The sequence below is a fragment of the Conexibacter woesei DSM 14684 genome (genome assembly GCF_000025265.1).
GTDB classification, from domain to species: domain Bacteria; phylum Actinomycetota; class Thermoleophilia; order Solirubrobacterales; family Solirubrobacteraceae; genus Conexibacter; species Conexibacter woesei.
This window is the reverse complement of the sequence record NC_013739.1, coordinates 3,171,957-3,191,056: the sequence shown is the minus strand read 5'-3', so window position 1 is coordinate 3,191,056 and position 19,100 is coordinate 3,171,957. Positions and strand designations below refer to the sequence as shown.

Genomic DNA, 19,100 nt, shown 5'->3' with positions numbered 1-19,100 from the left:
CCGGTCCCTCTGGTGTACTGCCCGCATGCGACTCGGGGCAGCGGCGCTGGCAACACTGGTGGTCTGGAGCGCCAGCACGGTGGCCGCGGCCGCCGCGCCGGCGGGACCGGCGCCCACCGAGATCGGCGCCGTCCGGCTCGCCGCTCCCGGCGCCGGCGCGCCGCACGCGCCCCGCGCGCTGCTCGTCGCCGTGCGGTACCCGCTGCACATGAAGGGCCGCAGAGCGGACGTGCGGGTGGAGCTGCGCTCGCGCGGCCGCGTCGTCGGCGTGGTCCGCGGCGCGGTGCGCGAGCGCCTGTCAGCGGGGCTTCCGCGCGACGGCGCCGACCTGCGGGGGAGCTTCCGCTTCGTCCACCGGATCGCGCTCCCGACCGCGCTCGCGGACCGGCTGCTGCGCCGCGACGGCCGGCTCGACGTGCGCGTGCGGGCCGCCGCCGTGCTCGACCTCGAGCGCGACGGCAGAGCGGAGGCGCGCAGCGCCGACCGCACGCGGCGGCTCGTCCGCGCGCCCCGCCGGGAGGGCTCGACGCGCCGGGCGGGCGCGGCGGTCACGTGCAGCTCGGTCCCGCTCGTCCACGCGAGAACGCGCAGGCTGTACGCGATCGAGGTGCCCCAGTGCGGCGTGCCGATGCGCTGGTCGATCGCGAGAGGCCCGGCGAGAGGGCAGCTGAGACCCAGCGCGCGCTGGGTCGTCTACCGCTCCGACGCCGGCCATCGCGGCTGGGACGCGTTCGTGCTCAGAGGGCGGCCGCGCGGACGCGCCGTCGCCGCGCAGGACGATGGCGCCGTGCTCGCGCCGGTCCACGTGCAGGTCGGCTCGGGCTTCCCGTCGACCGCGTCGGTCCGCGCGATCGGCGACTCGGTCACGGCCGGCTTCGGCTACTTCAACAGCCGCGCGCCGATGACGGCGTCGCAGCTGCTGTCGTGCCGGCCGGGAACGCAGCTGAACGACGCCTGCTCGTCGAACTCGCTGAACCTGACCAACAGCGACGGGCCCGTCCGCTACGCGCCCGACTACGGGCTCTCGAACGTGATCGCGTGGCCGGCGCGCTGGGCCGGCTGGAACGGGATCACGAACTTCGCCAACTACGCGGTCACCGGCTCGGCGCCGGCCGACTGGGCGCCCGGCGGCCAGTTCTACGCGCAGACGCGCGCGGCCGAGCTGGCCGCGCCCGACTACCTCGTCACGACGGTCGGCGCGAACCCGCTGCTGAGCGACGTGCTGTTCGGGATCGACAACATGAAGTGCGCGCTCTGGTCGGACCTGTTCGGCAACTACACGAACTGCGTGCTGGCGGCGTTCGGCCGCGCCGGCCTCGCCGCCAACCTCAGAAGCCTCTACGCGGACCTGCTCGCGCGCACGCCGGCGAAGACGCAGATCATGCTGATGCAATACCACCTCGCGATTCCGGGCTCCGCGCTCGCCTACACGACGCTGCAGCTGGAGCGGATGAGCGAGCTGCTCAACGACCAGATCGCCACGATCGCCGGCTCCTTCGGCTCCTCGCGCCTGCGCGTGATCGCGCCGCCGCGCTTCAACGTCGGCATCGACATGCGCCCGCTGTACCCGGCGAACTTCTCCTGCTCGATGCTCGGGTACATGGTCGACGGACCGAGCGCGCAGTCGACGCTGACGCAGGACGAGCTGCTCGCCGGCCACCTGCCGTCGTTCTGCTCGGGACCGCCGATCGGCCCGCCCTGGATCATCAGCGCTGACACGGGCATCCACCCGAGCACCGCAGGCCACAGCTACATGGCCAACGCGCTGCCGGACCCGTAGCCGGCGGCGGCCTGGAACAGCGGTTGGTGAGACGTCAGCCGGGCGTGGGCTCGGGCGGTGGCGCTCTGGGCCCGTCCGGATACATGTCGGCCAGCTTCTCCGGTGTCATCTCCAGCGTGTTCGCCGCCTCCGGCGGCGCGCCGACGACGAGCCAGAGCGCGTCCGCATCGGTGTCGTTGAAGACCTGGCGCACCGTCCGCGGCTCGACCAGCAGCGCGGAGAGTGGCGCGAGCGTGAGCAGGTCGTCCGCGACGCGGATGCGACCGATCCCCTCCAGCACGACGTACAGCTCGTGCTCCTCGGCATGGCGATGGCGCGTCGAGAACTGCCCCGGCCGCAGCTGCCACAGCCGCGCGCCGAGTGACGTGGCACCGAGCTGACCGGCGAGATCGGTGTTGTCGACGCCAAGCTGGTTGGACGGGCGCCAGAACGCCTGATCGGCCGGAAGCACGCGGTAGCTCATGGCAGCGGAGCGTAGCCGGCGCGTGGCCGCGCCCCCGCGCTGCCACCCTCGATCGGGACGGTCGACGCGCCAAGTCGTGCAGTCGACCACTTGACTAGTCAACTAGCGGTCTGCATACTCCCCGCACGATTCGTTGCAAATGGGGCCGCGTACCAGTGCGGCCCCCTCCGCGAGGGAGCCAGGAGAGACCATGATCAAGACCGTTCGGCGGCTGCGCCTTCCAGCGCTCGCCGCCGTCGCCGCCGCCGCGCTGACCGTTGCAGGATGCGGCAGCTCGTCGTCCTCGTCGTCCGGCTCCGCCACGACTAGAGCCGACCCCGGCGGCAAGTTCACGATCGGCTACGACGTCTACTGGCTCGGCAACAGCTGGTCGACCCAGCTGGCCGAGGAGTTCAGAGCCGCGGCCGAGCGCAACAGAGACTCGATCGAGAAGGTCGTCTACACGCAGTCGGACAACCAGGTCCAGAAGCAGATCTCGAACGTCCAGTCGATGATCTCGCGCAGAGTCGACGCGATCATCATGACCCCGATCTCGCCGTCCGCCTCGGTCCCCGTGATCCAGCAGGCCAACCGCGCCGGCATCCCCGTCATCCTCGTCGCGGGCCAGGCCGACACGAGAGACACCGCCGCCGAAGTGCGCGCCGACGACATCGTCTTCGGCAGAACCGGCGCCGAGTGGCTCGTCAGAGAGCTCGGCGGCAGAGGCAAGATCTACGTCCTCAACGGCCTCCCCGGCTTCTCCACCGACACGCTGCGATGGAAGGGCGCCAAGGACGTCTTCGACAGATACCCCGACATCGAGGTCGTCGCCGACGCGCACGCCGCGTGGGACACCGCCAGAGCGAAGACCGCCGTCTCCAACATGCTCGCCGCGCACCCCGAGGTCGACGGCGTCTGGTCGCAGGGCGGCGCGATGACGCTCGGCGCGATCCAGGCGTTCAGAGCCGCCGGCAAGCCGCTCGTCCCGATGACGGGCGAGAACAACAACGGCCTGATGAAGGTGTGGGACTCGCTCAACAGAGCGGGCGACAGAAGATTCGACTCGATCGGCGTCGTCAACCCGACCTGGGTCGGCTCGGAGGCGCTGACGCAGACGCTGAACCTGCTGAGAGGCGACGAGGTCAGAAAGGTGAACCTGGTCAACCCGGCCCCGATCACCTCGGACAACCTCGCCGACTACGTCCGCACCGACCTGCCGGACAGCTTCTGGGTCGACACGAGACTCGACGATGCCCAGATCAGAGCACTCTTCGATCGCTGATCGACCGAGCGTGCTCGACGCGAACGGCGGCCCCTCCGCGGGGCCGCCGTCCGCGGCGGTCCTCGTCTGCGACGCGCTCGACAAGCGCTACGGCGCGACGCACGCGGTCCGCGACGTCTCGCTGACGCTCGCCGCCGGCCGCACGCTCGCGCTGATGGGCGAGAACGGCGCCGGCAAGTCGACGCTGATGGCGATGATCGCCGGCGAGGTCAAGCCCGGCTCCGGCAGCGCCACGGTCGACGGCTTCGTCGCCGTCGTCCACCAGGAGCTGTCGCTGTTCGCCGACCTGACCGTCGGCGAGAACATCTGCATCGGCCGCGAGCCGCGCCTGCTCGGCCGCGGTCCGGTCAACAACCGCGCGCTGCGGACCCAGGCGCGCGCCGCGCTCGACCGGCTCGGCGTCGCGATCGACGTCGACACGCCGGTCTCCAAGCTCTCCCCCGCCGAGCAGCAGCTGGTCGAGATCGCGCGCGCCGTCGCGCTCGACCCGGCGCTGTTGATCCTCGACGAGCCGACCTCGTCGCTGGAGCCCAGCCAGGTCGACCTGCTCCACGCCGCGACCGAGCGGCTGAAGGCGGCCGGCACCTCCGTCATCTTCGTCTCGCACCGGCTCGAAGAGGTCTTCCGCTTCGCCGACGAGATCGCCGTCATGCGCTCCGGAGCGCTCGTCGGCGCCGGCCCTGCCTCCGACTTCACGCGCGAGTCGCTCGTCGCCTCGATGGTCGGGCGCGAGCTGGAGCAGCTCTACCCAGACCGCAGCGCCGCCCGCCCCGATGCAGCACCGATCCTCACGTTCGACGCGGTCGGCGGTCACGGCGTGCATGACGTCTCGCTGACCGTCAAACCGGGCCAGATCGTCGGGATCGCCGGACTCGAGGGCCACGGACAGCACGTCGTCGCCGAGCTGGCGGCCGGCGTCCGCCGCGTCCGCTCCGGCTCGATCGCGATCGACGAGACGCGCGCGAAGCTGCGCTCCCCGCGCGAGGCGATCGCAGCCGGCATCGCGTTCGTGCCGCCGGACCGGCGCAGCAGCGGCCTGATGCTGCCGCTCTCGATCGCCGAGAACCTGACCGTCGCCGCCGCCCACCGGCTGCATCCGTCGCGGCTGCTGAGCCGCGCCGTCGAGCAGCGCGCGATCGCGCCGGTCGCCGAGCGCCTCAGACTGCGCTACGCGTCGATGGAGCAGCGCGTCGGGGAGCTGTCCGGCGGCAACCAGCAGAAGGTCCTGTTCGGCCGCTGGCTGCTCGTTCCCAACCTGCGCCTGCTGGTGCTCGACGACCCGACCCGCGGGGTCGACGTCGGCGCCCGCGCCGAGATCTACAGCGTCCTGCGCGAGCTGGCCGACAGAGGCGTCGGCGTGCTGCTCGTCTCGACCGACATGCTCGAGCTGATCGGGCTCGCCGACGAGATCCACGTCATGTACGAGGGAGCCGTGCGCGGGACCGTGCCCGGCCACTCCGCCACCGAGGAAGAGATCATGACCCTTGCCTCCGGGGTGACCGCATGAGCGCCCTGCGCGCGACCGCGCGGCGCTCCTCGCCGCTCGGCACCACGACGCTCGCCGGGCTCAAGCCCGCGTTCTTCATCACGCTCGTCTCGATCGTCGCGGTCGTGATCGCCGCGATCATGTCCGAGCCGTTCCGCTCGCCGACGAACGTCGAGTCCCTGCTGTTCCAGATGGCGCCGCTGCTGCTCGTCGCGGCCGGTCAGGCCGTCGTCATCACGACCGCCGGCATCGACCTCTCGGTCGGCTCGATGATGTCGCTCGCGACCGTACTCGCGGCCGCCTCGTCCAGCTCCGCGGCGCTCGTGATCGCGATCGTGCTCGCCGTCGGGCTCGCCGGCGGCCTCGGCAACGGGCTCGGCGTCGTCTCGGGCGTCAACCCGCTCGTGATGACGCTCGGCACGATGGCGATCTTCAGAGGCGTCGCGCTGCTCGTGCTCGGCCAGCCCGGCGGGATCGTCCCGCCCGACCTGCTGACGCCGCTGACGACCGTCTTCGGCAACGTCCCGCTGACGTTCCTGCTCGCGGTCGGCGCCGTCGTGCTGCTGTGGCTCGCGACCGCCGAGACGCGCTGGGGCCGTGCGCTGTTCGCCGTCGGCGGCGACGAGGGTCACGCCCGACGTGCGCGCCTGCCCGTCAAGCGCACGCTGCTGATCGCCTACTCGGTCAGCGGTATGTTCGCCGCGCTCGCCGGCCTCGCGCTCGTCGCGCGGATCTACTCGGGCGACCCGAACGTCGGCGACCCCTTCGCGCTCGACTCGATCACCGCCGCACTGATCGGCGGCATCGCTGTCACTGGCGGGCGCGGCTCCGTGCTCGCCGTGATCCCGGCGGTGCTGCTGCTGGCGCTGACCGACAACCTGCTCAACCTCGCGGGCGTCTTCAGCTACTGGCAGTACATCGCCAAGGGCGTGATCCTGATCCTCACGCTGTGGGCCTACCACGCCGCCGGCAGACCGTCCGGCCTGCTCGCGATGGCGCGCGGCGGATGGCGGAAGCCTGGCGGCTCCTCCGGCGCCGCCGGCTCGTCTGGCTCTGCCGCGAAGGGAGCGGCGTCGTGAGCGCGCTGCCGATGGAGCGCAGAGCGTCCCCGCTGCGCGCCCGCCTGCTGCGCAGCCGCGAGCTGCTCGTCTCCTACGGGCTCGCGCTCGCGCTGCTGATCGCGTTCGCGATCGCGACGCCGGGCGGCTACGAGCCAGACCGGATCCTCACGATCCTCGGTCAGAACGCCCAGCTCGGCATCGCCGCGATCGGTCAGACGGTCGTCCTGCTGTCCGGCGGGCTGGACCTCTCGATCGGCCCCGTGATGAACATGGCCAGCGTCGTCTCCAGCGCCGGCATGAGAGGGCAGGACGGCAACATCGCGCAGGGCGTCGCGCTCGCGATAGCCTGCGGCGCCGGCGTCGGTCTCGTCAACGGCCTGCTCGTCTCGCGCGCGAAGATCCCGCCGCTGCTCGCGACGCTGGCGGTCGGCACGATCGTCCAGGGCGGCTACTACGTCTACACGGAGGGGCAGCCGAAGGGCGGCGTCGCCCCCGGCCTCCAGTCCGCCGCCGACGCGCGCGTCTTCGACACGATCGTGCCGTGGTGGCTGGTGCTGTGGATCGCCGTCTGGGTCGTCGTCGCGTTCCTGCTCTACCGCACGACCTGGGGCCGGCGCTTCTACGCCGCCGGCGCGTCGCCGCGCGCGGCGTGGCTGTCCGGCGTCGCGGTCTCGCGCTACGTCGTCGGCGCGTACGTGCTGAGCGGCATCTGCGCCGCGATCGCGGGTGTCGCGCTCACCGCGTACACCGGTTCGCCGTCGGTCTCCGGCGCCGATTCGTACACGCTCCAGACGGTCGCCGCGGCCGTCATCGGCGGCGTCGCCTTCAGCGGCGGCATCGGCCGGCTCGCAGGCGCGTTCGCCGGTGTGTCGGTGCTCGTCTTCCTGTCGACGATCCTCGACACGCTCAACGTCGACTCGGCCGCGCAGTACATCGTCCAGGGCGCCGTCCTGATCGGGATGATGGTCGTGAATCGCCGGCTGGCCGGACGGGGGTCGGGCAGTGCGGGGCGCTGACAGCGGACGGCGGGTGCCAGCCCGCCGCCCGGGAGACGAGGAGAGACCGATGGAGCATCCGACAGCAGCGCTGGAGGCCGACGCGCTCGCGCCCGTCGACACGACGAGCGGCGTGCCGATCTACCGGCAGATCGCCGAGCAGCTCGCCGCGCACCTGGAGGCGCTGCCCGTCGGCGCCCGGCTGCCGTCGGAGACCGCGATCGCGAGGCGTGCGGGCGTCAGCCGCGGCACCGCCGTGCAGGCGCTGCGCGAGCTGGAGCACCGCGACCTCGTCGTGCGCGTCCAGGGCAGCGGCACGTTCAAGGCCTCCCCCACGCCCGGCTCGTTCACGCGCTCGCTCGACGCGGGCAGACTGCCGTCGTTCTCCGACGACCTCAAGAGAGCTGGCCACGCGACGCGTGAGCTGATCTCCCGCTGCGAGACCGCCGCCGCCGACCACGAGACGGCAGCCGCGCTCGGGATCGAGCCCGGCGCGTCGATATGGGCGATCGAGCGGACCGTGCTCGCCGACGAGCGGCCGGTCGTCCACATCGTCTCCGCGCTGCGCGCCGACCGCTACCCGGACGTCGACGCGTTCGCCGTCGCAGGCGGATCGTTGTACGCGTTCCTGGAGGAGCGCTACGGCGCGGCCGGCCGCCCGACGTGGGCGGACGAGGAGTACAGCGCGCTGAACGCGACGACAGAGCTGTGCGCAGCGCTGCATGTGCCGGTCGACCGCGCGCTGCTGTGCTCGCGACGGGTCGCCTACCTCGCCGACGGGCTGGCTGTCGAGCTGGTCCGCTCCTACATGCGCGCGGACGCCTACCGCGTGCGCGTCACGCTGCTGCCCGGCGACGGCGACCAGACCGCCGCGAGCGAGCTGGAGCTGCGCGCCGACCTGCCGGGGGCCTCGCCGGCATGAGCGAGCGGCAGGACCCGGTGGGCCGCGCCCTTCGCCCCGCCCGGCTCGGACGCGCGGACTCGCTCGCGCCGGCGGACTCGCTCGCGTCGGCGGCCGCGGCCGCGCGCCCCGCCCCTCTCGCGTCGGCGGACTCGCGCGCGTCGGCGGCCGCGGCTGCGCGCCCGGCCCCGCTCGTGCTCGGGCTCGACGTCGGAACCTCCAGCGTCAAGGCGCTCGTGCTCGACGGCGACGGCGAGGTCGTCGAGTCGCGCAGCGCGCCGCACGCGCTGACGCCGACGCCCGGCGCCGTAGAGGCCGACCCACGCGGCTGGTGGAAGGCGGCACAGACAGCGGTTGGCTCGTTGCAAACGGACCCCGGTTCGCTTGTCGCGGTCGGCCTCTCCGGGAACATGAGCAGCGTCGTGCTGCTCGACGCGTCCGGCGAGCCGCTGCGCCCCGCGCCACTGCTCGCGGACCCGCGCGGCGCGGAGGAGCTGGAGGCGCTCGACGGCGAGTTGCGCGAGGCGCTGGCCGCAAGCTCGCGCAACCCCGTCAACGCGATCTCCCCGCTCGCGTCGCTGCTGTGGCTCGCCGCCCACGAGCCGGCAACGCTCGACGCGACCGCGGTCTGGGTCAGCGCGAAGGACTACGTCCGCCTGCAGCTGACGGGCGAGCTGGCGAGCGATTCCAGCGACGCCCACAACTCGCTCGTTCACGACCCGGTCGCGCGCGAATGGCAGCGCGAGCTGATCGCCCGCGTCGGCTTGCCCGTCTCGATCTTCCCGCCGCTGCGCGACGGCGGCGCCTCCGGCGGCACCGTCACCGCCACCGCGGCCGCACTCACCGGCCTGCGCGAGGGCACGCCGGTCGCGATCGGCGGCGCCGACATGGCGACCGCAGCGCTCGGCTCCGGTGCTGTCGAACGCGGAACGCTCGCGCTCTCGCTCGGCACCTCAGTGACCGCGCTCGCGCCGCTGGGCGCCGGTGCTGCGAGCGGTGCGGCCGGTGCGGCGGGCGTGGACGCGTTCGCCGACGCCTGGCGCGGCAAGCTGACCTACCACCCGCCGCCCGGCGACGGCGGCGCCTACGCCCTCGCCTCGCTGTTGACCGGCGGTCTGGCGCTCAACTGGCTGCGCGCGCTCTGCGGTGGCACGGTCCCGCTGCCGACCGCCGAGGACACCGTCCCGGACGCCGCGGACCCGCTCGTGTTCGTGCCGCAGCTCGCGGGCGCCGGCTCGCCCGACTTCGAGCCGCGCCTGCGTGGCGCGCTGCTCGGCGTCGGGCCGCACGCGGGCGGCGAGCAGATCGCCGCCGCGCTGTTCGAGGCGATCGCGTTCGAGCTGGCGGGGATCGTCGAGCTGCTCGGCCCGGAGTCGGTGCAGACCGTCCGCGCGACCGGCGGCGGAGCGAACATCGACGCCTGGGTCCAGACGATCGCCGACGTGCTCGGCACGCCGGTCGACGTGCTCGCCCACCACGATGTCTCCGCGATCGGCGCCGCGCTGCTCGCCCGCGAGGCGATCGGCGCCCCGCTGCCGCCCGAGCGCGTCGGCCGCGTCGCTCGCCGCTTCGAGCCTCGGCGGGAGCACGCCGCCGCCTGGCAGGCCCGCGCGGAGCGCTACGCCGAAGCCCGCGCGCTCGCGCTGGCGTACGCACGACACGAGGCCCCCGGCGCGGACGCTCCCGCGCCGGCGGCCCCCGGCGCGCCGGCTCCCGCTCCGCCCGCGCCGCCCGCCGCCAGCGCGGACGCTCCCCCCACTTCGCAAGCAGGCCCAGGAGGCGCCACCCCATGATCCGCACCGTCGTCGGCGACATCCCCGCCGACCAGCTCGGCGTCACCTACGCGCACGAGCACCTGATCTCGACCCCGCCGCCGTGGATGGCGGCGAAGGACCCCGACCTCGTGATCCTCGACAAGGACGCGGCGCTCGCCGAGGCGCGCATGTTCCGCGCCGCCGGCGGCGTCTCGATGTTCGAGGCGACCGCATGGGACTACGGTCGCGACGCCGCCGCGCTGCGCGAGATCGCCGAGGCGACGGGCGTTCAGATCATCGCCTGCGCGGGCTTCAACAAGGGCCTCTGGTTCGAGGATCGCGCCGGCGACTGGACGGTCGAGCAGTACGAGGAGCTGATGGTCCGGGAGGCGACCGAGGGGATCGGCGACACGGGCGTCAAGGGCGGCGTGATCAAGTTCGGCACCGGCTACAACTCGATCTCCCCCGCCGAGGAGCGCGTCGCGCGCGCCGCCGCCCGCGCGCACCGCCGCACCGGCGCGCCCCTGCACTCGCACACCGAGGCCGGCACGATGGCGCTGGAGCAGGTCGAGCTGATGCGCGAGGAGGGCGTCGACGTGCGCCGCCTCGCGATCGCGCACCTGACCCGCAACGTCGACCCGTGGTACCACCGTCAGGTCGCCGCGACCGGCGTCTTCCTCTCGTTCGACCAGCTGTCGAAGGTCAAGTACGGCCCGGAGAGCGGCCGTGTCGACGCGCTGATCGCGCTGATCGAGGCCGGCCACCTGGAGCAGCTGCTGCTCGGCGGCGACCTCGCGCGCAAGTCCGACCTCTATGCCTACGAGCGCGGGCCCGGCCTCAGATTCGTGCTCGACACGTGGATCCCGCGGCTGCGCTCCGAGCTGGCCGAGCGCGACTACACGAGCGCGCGGATCGAGGAGATCGTCGAGACGCTGCTCGTCTCCAACCCGCGCCGCTACTTCGCGTGGGGCGAGACGTACTAGTGGCGGCCGCTGCAACGCGCGCGGGCAGCGCCGCGGCCGCGGCCAGCGGCGCCGCCGGCCTGACCGCCGCGGTCGCGGGCGTCCGTCACCCGCACGTCTTCGTGCGCGTCGCACAGCTGCGAGCGCGCGAAGACGTGACGCTTCTGGGCTTCTTCGAGAACGATCGTGAGATCGCGGTCCGCTTCGAGCGAGAGACCGGCCTGCGCCGCTTCGACACGCTCGACGCACTGCTCGCGCAGCAGCCCGACCTGCTTGTCAGCGAGGCGCTCGACACCGAGATGCCGGCGCTCGCGCTCGCCGCAGCACCGCACGTCCGCTCGCTCCTGCTGGAGAAGCCGGGGGCGCCGACGCTCGCCGCGATGGACCGCCTCGTCGCTGGCCTCGCCGCGCATCCGGTCGACGCGCACGTCGCCTACCAGCTGCACTACTCGCCGAGCATCGCGCGGATGCGCGAGCTGCTGGCGAGCGGCGCGCTCGGCCAGATCACGCTCGCGCGCTTCAACGCCGGCTGCCCGATCGGCTGCGGCGACGAGCTGTGGCAGAGCGTCCCCGGCGACCTCGGCGGCGTGATGTTCACCGAGGGCTGCCACATGCTGCAGCTGATCGTCGACGCGCTCGGCGTGCCGCAGGAGGTCGCCGGCATGATCGAGCGGCTCCCGGCCGGCACCGTCGTGCGCTCCGACGTCGTCAAGCGCGACCTGTTCGACGATCCCGCGCCGGACGACGAGTCGGGCGTCGGGCGGCTGATGTACGAGGACGTCGGCGTCGCGCTGCTGCGCTGGCCGACGCTCGTCGGCACGCTCGACGTGACGGCGTGGGAGGCGACCGACTGGGTCCACAACTGGTACCTGGAGTTTCAGGGAACGAACGGGACGATGAAGGTCCGCCCCGTCCCACCGACGCTCGACCTGACGCTGCGCACGGCCGCCGCCGGCCTCGCCGCCGGCACCCATCCGACGCAGGAATGGGAGAGCCCCGCCGGCCACGAGCTGACGCTCGTCCCCGACCCCGCCTACGAGCGCCAGCTCGACGCCGTGCTCCACCGGCTGCGCTCCGGCGCCGAGCCGTCGCAGGCGTCGCTGCACCAGGCGCACGACGTGATCCGCGTGCTCGACGCGATCTACCGCTCCTCGGCCGAGCGCCGCACGCTCGCGCTCCCCGCCGCCGCGGCCACTTCCGCCGCGCCGGCCGCTTCCGCCGCGCCCGCCGCTCCGGCCGCCCCCGCCGCGGCGAGCGCGCCGCCGGCCGCCGCTCTCCCTTCCCAAGCCCCTCAGCAGGAGACCGCATGACGCTCACCCCACCCGACCGCCCGACGACCCTCGCGCGCATCCGCTCCGCCGGCGTGCTCGCGGTCCTGCGCGCGCCGTCCGCCGAGGCCGCCGTCGCCGCTGCCGACGCGCTCGTTGCCGGCGGCGTCAGCGGGATCGAGGTGACGTATTCGACGCCCGACGTGCCCGCCGCGCTGCACGGCATCCGCGCGCGCCACGGCGATGCGGTCGTGCTCGGCGCCGGCACGCTGCTGGAGCCCGCCCAGGCCGCCGAAGCGGCGGCCGCCGGCGCCCAGTACCTCGTCTCGCCCGGCCTCGACGACGACCTCGTCGAGGCGATGGCCGCGACCGGGGCGATCGTGATGGCCGGCGCGGTCACGCCGACCGAGGTGATGCGCGCGCGCCGCCTGCCGGTCGACGTCGTGAAGCTGTTCCCCGGCTCGATCGGCGGCCCAGGCCTGCTGAAGGCGCTGCGCGGGCCGTTCCCCGACCTCCAGTTCCTGCCGACCGGCGGGGTCGCCGTCGGCAACGTCGGTGACTGGCTCGCCGCGGGTGCGCTCGCGGTCGCGGCCGGCGGCGAGCTGTGCCCAGCCTCCGCGCTGCGCGACGGCGACTACGACGAGATCCGCACGCGCGCCGCCAGCTTCGCCGCAGCGCTCGACGCCGCCCGCACGCCCGCACCCGCATCCGCATGAGCACGAGAGGAGCCACGCCCGTGGACTACGACCTGCTGACCTCCGCCGAGGTGACCGAGGTCCTGAGCCGCAGACCGGTCGCGCTGCTGCCGATCGGCGCGGTCGAGAACCACGGCGACCACCTGCCGCTGTCGACCGACAACCTGCTCGCGGACGGCGTCGCGCACCAGGTCGCCGCGCGCGTGCCCGACTCGGTCGTGCTGCCGCTCGTCTCCTACGGCCAGGTCTGGTCGACGAGCGCGTACGCGGGCACGATCTCGCTGTCGCTGGAGACGATGACGAGCACGCTGGTGGAGATCGGCGCGTCGCTGTTCGAGCAGGGCGTCCCGATCCTCGCGTTCGTCAACGGGCACATGGGCAACCTCGACGCGATGAAGCTTGCCGCGCGCGACCTCCACGACGAGCTGGGGATGAAGGTGCTCGCGCTGACCTATCCCGGCATCGGCGAGATCTCGCGCGAGGTGCTGGAGGAGGAACGCCTCCACCCCTCCTACTTCCACGCGTGCGAGCTGGAGACGTCCTACATGCTCCGCATCGCGCCCGGCGCGGTGAAGATGGAGCACGCGAAGGCGAACCGCCCGCAGCTGCCGATCGACATCGACGTCTCGCCGACGCCGTGGGACAGCTTCTCGCCGGACTCGCCGGTGCTCGGCGACCCGACGCTCGCCACCGCGGCTAAGGGCAAGGCGATCATCGACGTCGCGGTCGCGAAGATCGTCGAACTGATCGAGCACGCACGCAGGTCGCAGTGACACGTACTTCACGGTAACCACGCACCGCGAAGTGCGGTCTTGAATCGCCTCTCGCCGCGCGCGAGAGTGTGATTCATGACGACAATTGAGAGTGAACGAGTCGCCGTCCTCGGTCTCGGCGCGATGGGGCGCGCGCTGGCCGGCGCCCTGCTCGCCGCCGGGCGCCCGGTGACGGTCTGGAACCGCACCGCGGGCAAGGCGGACGAGCTGGTGGCGCGCGGCGCGCGCGAGGCAGCGAGCGCGAGCGAGGCGATCGTCGGGACCGACCTGGCGGTCGTCTGCCTGCTCGACGACTCCACCGTCCGCGACACGCTCGGCCCGATCGCCGGCGAGCTGTCGGGCCGCACGATCGTGAACCTCACGAGCGGCTCCCCGCAGCAGGCGCGCGACCAGGCCGCGTGGGTCGCCGCGCACGGCGCCGCCTACCTCGACGGCGGCATCCTCGCGGTCCCGCCGACGGTCGGCACGCCGGGAGCTTTCCTGCTCTACAGCGGCGCGCGGGACCTGTTCGCGCGGGTCGAACAGGCCGTCGCGCCGCTCGGCCGCCCGCTGTGGGTGGGCGAGGACCACGGCCACGCCGCGCTCTACGACATCGCGGCGCTGAGCGGGATGTACGGGCTCTCCGCCGGCGCACACCACGCGGTCGCGCTCGTCGCCGCGGTCGGCGGCGACGTCGAGGCGTTCAAGCGCGACGTGCTGCTGCCGTGGCTGGAGCAGATGATGCCGTTCAGCGCCGGCGGCGCGGAGGCGAGCGAGACGATCCCCGAGGAGTACAACGCGGCGATGCAGGCGACCGGCCTGCAGACGATGATCGACGCCTCCTCGGAGGTGGGCGTCGCGGACGAGCTGGCCGGGCACCTGCACGCGTCGTTGTGGGCGATGCGGCGTGCGCTGGCGGTGAGCGGCTGAGCAGCTATCGTCGGGCGGATGCGCAATCCGCCCTACAGCTGCGGAATCGACGCGGCGATGGACGTCGTCGGCGGCAAGTGGAAGGCGCTGATCCTGTGGGCGCTGGACGCCCGTCTGCACCGCTTCGGCGAGCTGCGGCGCGCGCTCCCGGGCGTGAGCGAGAAGGTGCTCGCGCAACAGCTGCGCGAGCTGGAGGCCGACGGGATCGTGCGCCGCACGGTCTACGACGTCGTCCCGCCGAAGGTCGAGTACGAGCTGACCGACGAGGGCGTCGCGCTCAACGCGGCGCTCGAGTCGCTCGGGCGCTGGGGCCACCGCCGGATGGAGCAGTTGGACCTCGTCCCCGAGCACGCGCAGAACGACCTCTGATGCGCGCGCAACAGTGTTTAGCCGCTGGCTATCTTTAGCGCCTTGCGTTATCATTCGCGGCCATGACGGAGCAGACCTCACCGAGCCGCGCAGAGGCTCGCTACCTCGAGACGATCGCCGCGCTCGGCGGGGATCGTCACACCGTCGCGGCCGCTGCCGTGGCGCGCGCGCTCGAGCTGTCGGCGCCGACCGTCCACGAGATGCTTCGCCGCCTCGCGCGTGACGGATACATCGAAAGAGCCGCCCAGCGCGGCTGGCAGTTGACCGCGACCGGCCGCCACGAAGCTGCGTCGATGCGGCGCCGGCGCAGCGTCGTCGAGCGCTTCCTGCGCACGCAGACGACGATCCCCAACGAGGAGATCGCCGACGAGGCCGACCACCTGCTCGCCGCCATCTCCCCCAAGCTCGAGCAGCACCTCCGCCTCGCCAGCTGGACCGGCGAGCGTCCGTGCGACACGAGCCCGGTCGGCGACCGCGTCAGGCCAGCCCCCGCGCGCAGCCGCACGCGCGCGGCGAAGCGCTCCGCCTGAGCGGAGCGGCTTGGGAACAAGCCGCTCGGTGTATCCGAGGGACCCCGCTCAGCGCGCCGCGAGCGGGTCCGCTTCGAGCGCTCTGCCGAACGCCGCGACGGTCGCCGCGAGGTCCCGCTCAGCGGCTGCCGACGGGAGCAGCCGTTGCAGATCGCCGAGTCCGGCGCGCGCGAGCAGGCGCTTCTCGTTGAGGACCCATTCGCGCCGCTGAGCGAGCCGCGCGTGCGCGGTGCAGAGCGCGGCGTCGACCAGCATCCCGCTGCAGCAGACGGCGTCGCCCGTCTCGGCATATCTCTCGGCGAACATCAGCGAGACGCCGGCGCGACCCTTCCACCACGCGGCAGCGCTCGTGGCGAGCGCGACCGGGAAGGTCGCCCGCGGGACCTCGCCCGCGATCGGCCGGCAGATCGCCAGCTCGCCGACGGGCAGATAGGTCGGGGCGCCGACGATGTAGCCGTTCTGGCACAGCAGCTCGAACCGCCCCTGCTCCGCATCCCGCTGCCATCTCTCGACGGTGTCGAGGTCGCGGAAGAGGACGTCGACGGGCGTCTGCTCGACCGTCAGCCATCCGCCGCCGTTGACGATCGGACCCCACTCGCCCACCTCGGAGACGTGGCCGTCATAGCCGAGGCCACGCAGGCCGCCGGGATCGAACGATCGCCGCGAGGGGCGGTAATAGAGGCCGAGGTCCCAGTCGCTGTCGGGCCGGTGCGTGCCCGTCGCGCGCGAGCCACCGAGGACGACGGCTTCGACGCCGGGGAGGTCGGCCAGCGCGGCCGCGACCTGCTCGATCTTCGCTGGCAGCTGCGACTCGGACATCGCCGTCGAGGCTAGCGCGCTCCCGCCGGCGACGACTCCCAGCAAGCTCTTAGCCGCTTCTCAGACGACGTTGATGCCATTGAGTCCCCTCCCGAAAGGAGCAGCGACCCAGTGAACGCCAGAACCACAACCCGCGCCCTCGCCGGCGCGGCGGCCATCCTCGCGCTCGCCGGAGGCGGCGTCGCCTATGCCGCGTCCGGCGACTCGCCGTCGAAGCAGGGGACGCAGACGGCGCCCGACGCCGCGCGCACGGCCCCGGCGCATCCCGGCGACCACGGACCGGGCGGCTTCGCGTTCGGCCCTCGCGGCGGCGGCTTCCTGCTCGGCGACGCCGGCGCCGCGGCCGACTACCTCGGCCTCTCGCAGGAGGAGCTGCGCGACCGCCTGTCCGACGGCAGATCGCTCGCCGACGTCGCGAGAGCCGAGGGCAAGTCGGTCGAGGGCCTCGAGGAGGCGCTCCTCGCCGACGCGACGGCGCGGCTCGACAGAGCGGTCGACGACGGCTGGCTCGGCGCCAGAGCGCGTGACGAGATGCTCGCAGGGCTGAGAGAGCGGATCGGCGAGCTGGTCCAGATGACCGGGCCGAAGGACATCCCGCGTCCGTCCTTCCGCGGCGGCCCCGGCGGCGACTGCGCGCCCGGGAGAGGCGGCGTGCCGGCCCCGCCGGCGGCGCCCGACGGCAGCGCGCCCGAACCCCCGAGAGATCCTGGCGACAGCGACGAGGCCCCCGACGCGGGGTCCTCGACCACGCCCGGAAGCTGGCGCGACGCTCCCGCCGCGAGCGTCTGGAGCTAGCGCGAGCGCCTCACCACCGCCGGTGCGCCGCCGCTGAGGCGCACCGGCGGGAGGTGCGACGTGACAGCCGCTCGCCGGCCGACGTACCGCCGCCGGCCCGGCTACTGTTCCGCGCCGTGCCAGCTCCCAGACGCCGTTCCCGCCCCCGCGCCAAGATCGTCGAGAGACCCGTCGAGCAGCTGCTCGGCGAGGCGCTCGTGTGGACCGACGGGGCGTGCAAGGGGAACCCAGGACCAGGCGGCTGGGCCGCGATCGTCGTCCCGGCCGACGGCGGCGAGCCGCTCGAGTACTCCGGCGGCGACCCGGCGACGACGAACAACCGGATGGAGTACACGGCCGCGCTGGAGGGCATGCGCTCGCTGCCGGCCGGCAGCCGTGTCTGCATCGTCACCGACTCGCAGCTGATGCTGAACTCGATGACGAGATGGATCACGGGCTGGAAGCGCAAGGGCTGGAAGACGGCGAGCGGCGACCCGGTCAAGAACCAGGACCTCGTGATGGCGCTCGACTCCGAGGTCGGCCGCCACGAGACCGTCCGCTGGCACTGGGTCCGCGGCCACGAGACCGGCGACGGGCACGCGCACAAGGCGCTCAACGACCGCGCCGACAGGCTCGCGGTCGCCGCGGCAGCAGCCGCCGCCTAGCCGCCACCTGAGTCGCGTGCGCGCGCCGGGCCGCCCGGCGACCTCCCGACGCGGCATCCTGTCCCCCCATGCCCCCGCGCTCCCGCACCGGCCGCGGCAGCCGCCGCGACGACGCGGCCCGCTTCGCGGCCGAGCGCGTCGAGCTGCGGACGCCATACGCGCTCGCGGAGGTGATCCCGGAGGAGGGCCGGCCGTGGCGGCGGCTGCTGCGGCTCGACGGCGAGGACTGCTCGCACGTCGACCTGCGCGACCCGACGCGGATCGACTTCGCCTACGTGCGCCGCTTCGCCGACGTCGCCGACGTGCTCGCCCCGCCGCGCGCGCCGCTCGACGCGCTCCACCTCGGAGGCGGCGGCTTCACGCTGCCGCGCTACCTCGCTGCGACGCGGCCCGGCTCGCGCAGCGAGGTGGCGGAGATCGACCCCGAGCTGGTCGCGCTCGCCCGCGCGCAGCTGGGACTGAGAACGGACGGCCGCACGCTGCGTGTGCGCGTCGCCGACGCGCGCGCTGTGCTGGAGCGCCGCAGAGCGGACAGCGCCGACCTGGTCGTGCTCGACGCCTTCCACGGCACCTTCGTCCCGACGCACCTGACGACGGTCGAGTGCGTCGCCGGGGCGGAGCGGGTGCTGCGGCCGGGCGGCGCGTTCGCCGCGAACGTGATCGACGCGCCGCCGCTCCCGGCTGCCCGCGCGCTGACGGCCGCCGCGCGGGAGGTCTTCCCCCACGTCGCGATCGTCGCGACGCGCAAGGTCGTCAGAGGCCGCCAAGGCGGCAACGTCGTGATCCTCGCCGCCGCGACCGCCTCCGCCTTGCCGCACGCGGAGCTGGCCCGCCGCGCCCTGCGCGGCCCGGTCCCCGAGCTGCTGCTCAGCGGCGACGAGCTGACGAGATGGCTCGGCGGCGCCCGCCCCGCGCGCGACTGAGGCCACGGCCTCAGGCCGGCGCTGAGACGACGAAGCCGAGCTGCTCCGCGTGCGCGGCCATGCGGCGGTCGTAGGTGATCAGCTCGACCTCGTCCTCCCGCAACGCGAGCGCAGCGGCGAGGTGGATCGCATCGAGGCTGCGAAGCAATGGGCCGTCAAGCGTCGCGGCGGCGTGCAGCAGCGGATCGTCGAGCCGGATCATGTCGACGCCGTCGAGGACCTGGCGCGCACGATCGGTCGCTTCGGGGCCGTGCGCGCCTACCGCGCGGACGACTTCCACGGTCGCCAGCGCACACGAGACGCGGACCGGCCGTGAGCGCAGATGACGGGTGAGCGTCGCCGACTCCGGCTCCCGCACGACCAGCTTCACGAGCGCCGACGAGTCGAGATAGCAAACGGCGTCAGCGCTCATCGTCGCGGAGTCGCTCGAGCGTCTCGCTCGGCGTCGAGATGCCCGCTGCGGGCGCGAGCGGCTCGCCGAGTGCGAGCACGTCGCCGCTCGCGCGGCGGAGCCGCCCGCTCGCCGCGAGCCGCTCGACCGTGCTTGCCTGGGGTACGGGAGCAAGCAGCGCGACCGGGCGGCCGCGATCGGTCACCTCGAACGTCTCCCCGCGCTCGACCTCCCGCAGGTAGCGGCTCGCCTGCTGCCGCAGCTCTCTGATGCCGATCGAACGCATGGTGCTACTTATAGCACTTAGATTGCGCGACGCCG

Annotated in this window: 21 protein-coding genes and 1 pseudogene; 18 read left to right on the top strand and 4 right to left on the bottom strand. The window is 73.5% G+C overall.

Features of this window, described 5'->3' with window-relative positions; translation table 11 throughout:
- Positions 1 to 25: 25 nt before the first annotated feature.
- Complete coding sequence (locus CWOE_RS14895; protein WP_012934456.1) at positions 26 to 1,780, top strand: hypothetical protein; 1,755 nt, start codon at positions 26 to 28, stop codon at positions 1,778 to 1,780.
- 34 nt (positions 1,781 to 1,814) lie between these two features.
- On the opposite strand, the gene CWOE_RS14890 is transcribed toward CWOE_RS14895, so the two are convergent.
- Positions 1,815 to 2,243 (bottom strand): cupin domain-containing protein, encoded by a 429-nt coding sequence (locus CWOE_RS14890; protein ID WP_012934455.1) that lies wholly within the window; start codon positions 2,241 to 2,243, stop codon positions 1,815 to 1,817.
- Positions 2,244 to 2,433: 190 nt separating this feature from the next.
- On the opposite strand from CWOE_RS14890, the gene CWOE_RS14885 reads away from it, so the two are divergent.
- The 14 genes and pseudogenes from CWOE_RS14885 to CWOE_RS14825 all read left to right on the top strand — a co-directional run bounded on the left by CWOE_RS14885 (position 2,434) and on the right by CWOE_RS14825 (position 15,207).
- Positions 2,434 to 3,504 carry an ABC transporter substrate-binding protein gene (locus CWOE_RS14885; protein ID WP_012934454.1) on the top strand — a complete coding sequence of 357 codons (1,071 nt, stop codon included), beginning with the start codon at positions 2,434 to 2,436 and terminating at the stop codon, positions 3,502 to 3,504.
- Positions 3,505 to 3,640: 136 nt separating this feature from the next.
- Positions 3,641 to 3,964: pseudogene (locus tag CWOE_RS34480) on the top strand (ATP-binding cassette domain-containing protein); the annotation flags it as partial.
- A 189-nt stretch (positions 3,965 to 4,153) separates the two neighbouring features.
- Positions 4,154 to 5,011, top strand: a complete 858-nt coding sequence (locus CWOE_RS34475; protein WP_407641505.1) for an ATP-binding cassette domain-containing protein — start codon at positions 4,154 to 4,156, stop codon at positions 5,009 to 5,011.
- Positions 5,008 to 6,069 carry an ABC transporter permease gene (locus CWOE_RS14875; protein WP_012934452.1) on the top strand — a complete coding sequence of 354 codons (1,062 nt, stop codon included), beginning with the start codon at positions 5,008 to 5,010 and terminating at the stop codon, positions 6,067 to 6,069. Before CWOE_RS34475 ends, CWOE_RS14875 begins: the two co-directional genes overlap by 4 nt.
- Complete coding sequence (locus CWOE_RS14870; RefSeq protein WP_160165520.1) at positions 6,066 to 7,067, top strand: ABC transporter permease; 1,002 nt, start codon at positions 6,066 to 6,068, stop codon at positions 7,065 to 7,067. The genes CWOE_RS14875 and CWOE_RS14870 overlap by 4 nt, the downstream gene beginning before the upstream one ends.
- A gap of 49 nt (positions 7,068 to 7,116) precedes the next feature.
- Positions 7,117 to 7,968 carry a GntR family transcriptional regulator gene (locus CWOE_RS14865; RefSeq protein WP_012934450.1) on the top strand — a complete coding sequence of 284 codons (852 nt, stop codon included), beginning with the start codon at positions 7,117 to 7,119 and terminating at the stop codon, positions 7,966 to 7,968.
- Positions 7,965 to 9,740, top strand: a complete 1,776-nt coding sequence (locus CWOE_RS14860) for a xylulokinase (protein WP_012934449.1) — start codon at positions 7,965 to 7,967, stop codon at positions 9,738 to 9,740. Before CWOE_RS14865 ends, CWOE_RS14860 begins: the two co-directional genes overlap by 4 nt.
- Positions 9,737 to 10,684, top strand: a complete 948-nt coding sequence (locus CWOE_RS14855) for a phosphotriesterase family protein (protein WP_012934448.1) — start codon at positions 9,737 to 9,739, stop codon at positions 10,682 to 10,684. The genes CWOE_RS14860 and CWOE_RS14855 overlap by 4 nt, the downstream gene beginning before the upstream one ends.
- Positions 10,684 to 11,973, top strand: a complete 1,290-nt coding sequence (locus tag CWOE_RS14850) for a Gfo/Idh/MocA family protein (RefSeq protein ID WP_012934447.1) — start codon at positions 10,684 to 10,686, stop codon at positions 11,971 to 11,973. The genes CWOE_RS14855 and CWOE_RS14850 overlap by 1 nt, the downstream gene beginning before the upstream one ends.
- Positions 11,970 to 12,647 carry a bifunctional 4-hydroxy-2-oxoglutarate aldolase/2-dehydro-3-deoxy-phosphogluconate aldolase gene (locus tag CWOE_RS14845; protein WP_012934446.1) on the top strand — a complete coding sequence of 226 codons (678 nt, stop codon included), beginning with the start codon at positions 11,970 to 11,972 and terminating at the stop codon, positions 12,645 to 12,647. The genes CWOE_RS14850 and CWOE_RS14845 overlap by 4 nt, the downstream gene beginning before the upstream one ends.
- 20 nt (positions 12,648 to 12,667) lie before the next feature.
- A complete protein-coding gene (locus CWOE_RS14840; RefSeq protein WP_012934445.1) occupies positions 12,668 to 13,399 on the top strand; it encodes a creatininase family protein in 732 nt (243 codons plus the stop codon).
- Between the two features lie 75 nt (positions 13,400 to 13,474).
- A complete protein-coding gene (locus CWOE_RS14835; protein ID WP_012934444.1) occupies positions 13,475 to 14,308 on the top strand; it encodes an NAD(P)-binding domain-containing protein in 834 nt (277 codons plus the stop codon).
- 18 nt (positions 14,309 to 14,326) lie between these two features.
- Entirely contained in the window at positions 14,327 to 14,677 is a 351-nt protein-coding gene (locus CWOE_RS14830; RefSeq protein WP_012934443.1) for a winged helix-turn-helix transcriptional regulator, read from the top strand.
- 62 nt (positions 14,678 to 14,739) lie between these two features.
- On the top strand, positions 14,740 to 15,207 hold the full coding sequence (locus CWOE_RS14825) for a metal-dependent transcriptional regulator (protein WP_012934442.1): 468 nt from the start codon (positions 14,740 to 14,742) through the stop codon (positions 15,205 to 15,207).
- Between the two features lie 48 nt (positions 15,208 to 15,255).
- Here CWOE_RS14825 and CWOE_RS14820 read toward each other — a convergent pair whose 3' ends face one another.
- On the bottom strand, positions 15,256 to 16,026 hold the full coding sequence (locus tag CWOE_RS14820; RefSeq protein WP_012934441.1) for a nucleotidyltransferase family protein: 771 nt from the start codon (positions 16,024 to 16,026) through the stop codon (positions 15,256 to 15,258).
- A gap of 111 nt (positions 16,027 to 16,137) precedes the next feature.
- On the opposite strand from CWOE_RS14820, the gene CWOE_RS14815 reads away from it, so the two are divergent.
- From CWOE_RS14815 to CWOE_RS14805, 3 genes are all read left to right on the top strand, one after another.
- On the top strand, positions 16,138 to 16,821 hold the full coding sequence (locus CWOE_RS14815; RefSeq protein WP_012934440.1) for a hypothetical protein: 684 nt from the start codon (positions 16,138 to 16,140) through the stop codon (positions 16,819 to 16,821).
- A 116-nt stretch (positions 16,822 to 16,937) separates the two neighbouring features.
- Positions 16,938 to 17,465 carry a ribonuclease H family protein gene (locus CWOE_RS14810; RefSeq protein ID WP_012934439.1) on the top strand — a complete coding sequence of 176 codons (528 nt, stop codon included), beginning with the start codon at positions 16,938 to 16,940 and terminating at the stop codon, positions 17,463 to 17,465.
- Positions 17,466 to 17,533: 68 nt separating this feature from the next.
- Positions 17,534 to 18,388, top strand: coding sequence for a spermidine synthase (locus tag CWOE_RS14805; RefSeq protein WP_012934438.1), 855 nt, complete (start codon positions 17,534 to 17,536; stop codon positions 18,386 to 18,388).
- 10 nt (positions 18,389 to 18,398) lie between these two features.
- Here the strand turns inward: CWOE_RS14805 and CWOE_RS14800 are convergent, their stop codons facing one another.
- Both CWOE_RS14800 and CWOE_RS14795 read right to left on the bottom strand, forming a co-directional pair.
- The gene (locus CWOE_RS14800; RefSeq protein WP_012934437.1) at positions 18,399 to 18,800 is read right to left on the bottom strand and encodes a type II toxin-antitoxin system VapC family toxin; all 402 of its coding nucleotides are present in this window, start codon (positions 18,798 to 18,800) and stop codon (positions 18,399 to 18,401) included.
- Positions 18,790 to 19,065: a type II toxin-antitoxin system Phd/YefM family antitoxin gene (locus CWOE_RS14795; protein WP_012934436.1), complete on the bottom strand. Its 276-nt coding sequence runs from the start codon at positions 19,063 to 19,065 to the stop codon at positions 18,790 to 18,792. Before CWOE_RS14795 ends, CWOE_RS14800 begins: the two co-directional genes overlap by 11 nt.
- Positions 19,066 to 19,100: the final 35 nt, after the last annotated feature.

Coding starts and splice junctions, on each gene's coding strand:
- CWOE_RS14875 (WP_012934452.1), top strand. CDS start 5,008: ATGAGCGCCCTGCGCGCGACCGCGCGGCGCTCCTCGCCGCTCGGCACC.
- CWOE_RS14800 (WP_012934437.1), bottom strand. CDS start 18,800: ATGAGCGCTGACGCCGTTTGCTATCTCGACTCGTCGGCGCTCGTGAAG.
- CWOE_RS14830 (WP_012934443.1), top strand. CDS start 14,327: ATGCGCAATCCGCCCTACAGCTGCGGAATCGACGCGGCGATGGACGTC.
- CWOE_RS14885 (WP_012934454.1), top strand. CDS start 2,434: ATGATCAAGACCGTTCGGCGGCTGCGCCTTCCAGCGCTCGCCGCCGTC.
- CWOE_RS14865 (WP_012934450.1), top strand. CDS start 7,117: ATGGAGCATCCGACAGCAGCGCTGGAGGCCGACGCGCTCGCGCCCGTC.
- CWOE_RS14835 (WP_012934444.1), top strand. CDS start 13,475: ATGACGACAATTGAGAGTGAACGAGTCGCCGTCCTCGGTCTCGGCGCG.
- CWOE_RS34475 (WP_407641505.1), top strand. CDS start 4,154: ATGCGCTCCGGAGCGCTCGTCGGCGCCGGCCCTGCCTCCGACTTCACG.
- CWOE_RS14895 (WP_012934456.1), top strand. CDS start 26: ATGCGACTCGGGGCAGCGGCGCTGGCAACACTGGTGGTCTGGAGCGCC.
- CWOE_RS14805 (WP_012934438.1), top strand. CDS start 17,534: ATGCCCCCGCGCTCCCGCACCGGCCGCGGCAGCCGCCGCGACGACGCG.
- CWOE_RS14860 (WP_012934449.1), top strand. CDS start 7,965: ATGAGCGAGCGGCAGGACCCGGTGGGCCGCGCCCTTCGCCCCGCCCGG.
- CWOE_RS14855 (WP_012934448.1), top strand. CDS start 9,737: ATGATCCGCACCGTCGTCGGCGACATCCCCGCCGACCAGCTCGGCGTC.
- CWOE_RS14825 (WP_012934442.1), top strand. CDS start 14,740: ATGACGGAGCAGACCTCACCGAGCCGCGCAGAGGCTCGCTACCTCGAG.
- CWOE_RS14845 (WP_012934446.1), top strand. CDS start 11,970: ATGACGCTCACCCCACCCGACCGCCCGACGACCCTCGCGCGCATCCGC.
- CWOE_RS14890 (WP_012934455.1), bottom strand. CDS start 2,243: ATGAGCTACCGCGTGCTTCCGGCCGATCAGGCGTTCTGGCGCCCGTCC.
- CWOE_RS14795 (WP_012934436.1), bottom strand. CDS start 19,065: ATGCGTTCGATCGGCATCAGAGAGCTGCGGCAGCAGGCGAGCCGCTAC.
- CWOE_RS14820 (WP_012934441.1), bottom strand. CDS start 16,026: ATGTCCGAGTCGCAGCTGCCAGCGAAGATCGAGCAGGTCGCGGCCGCG.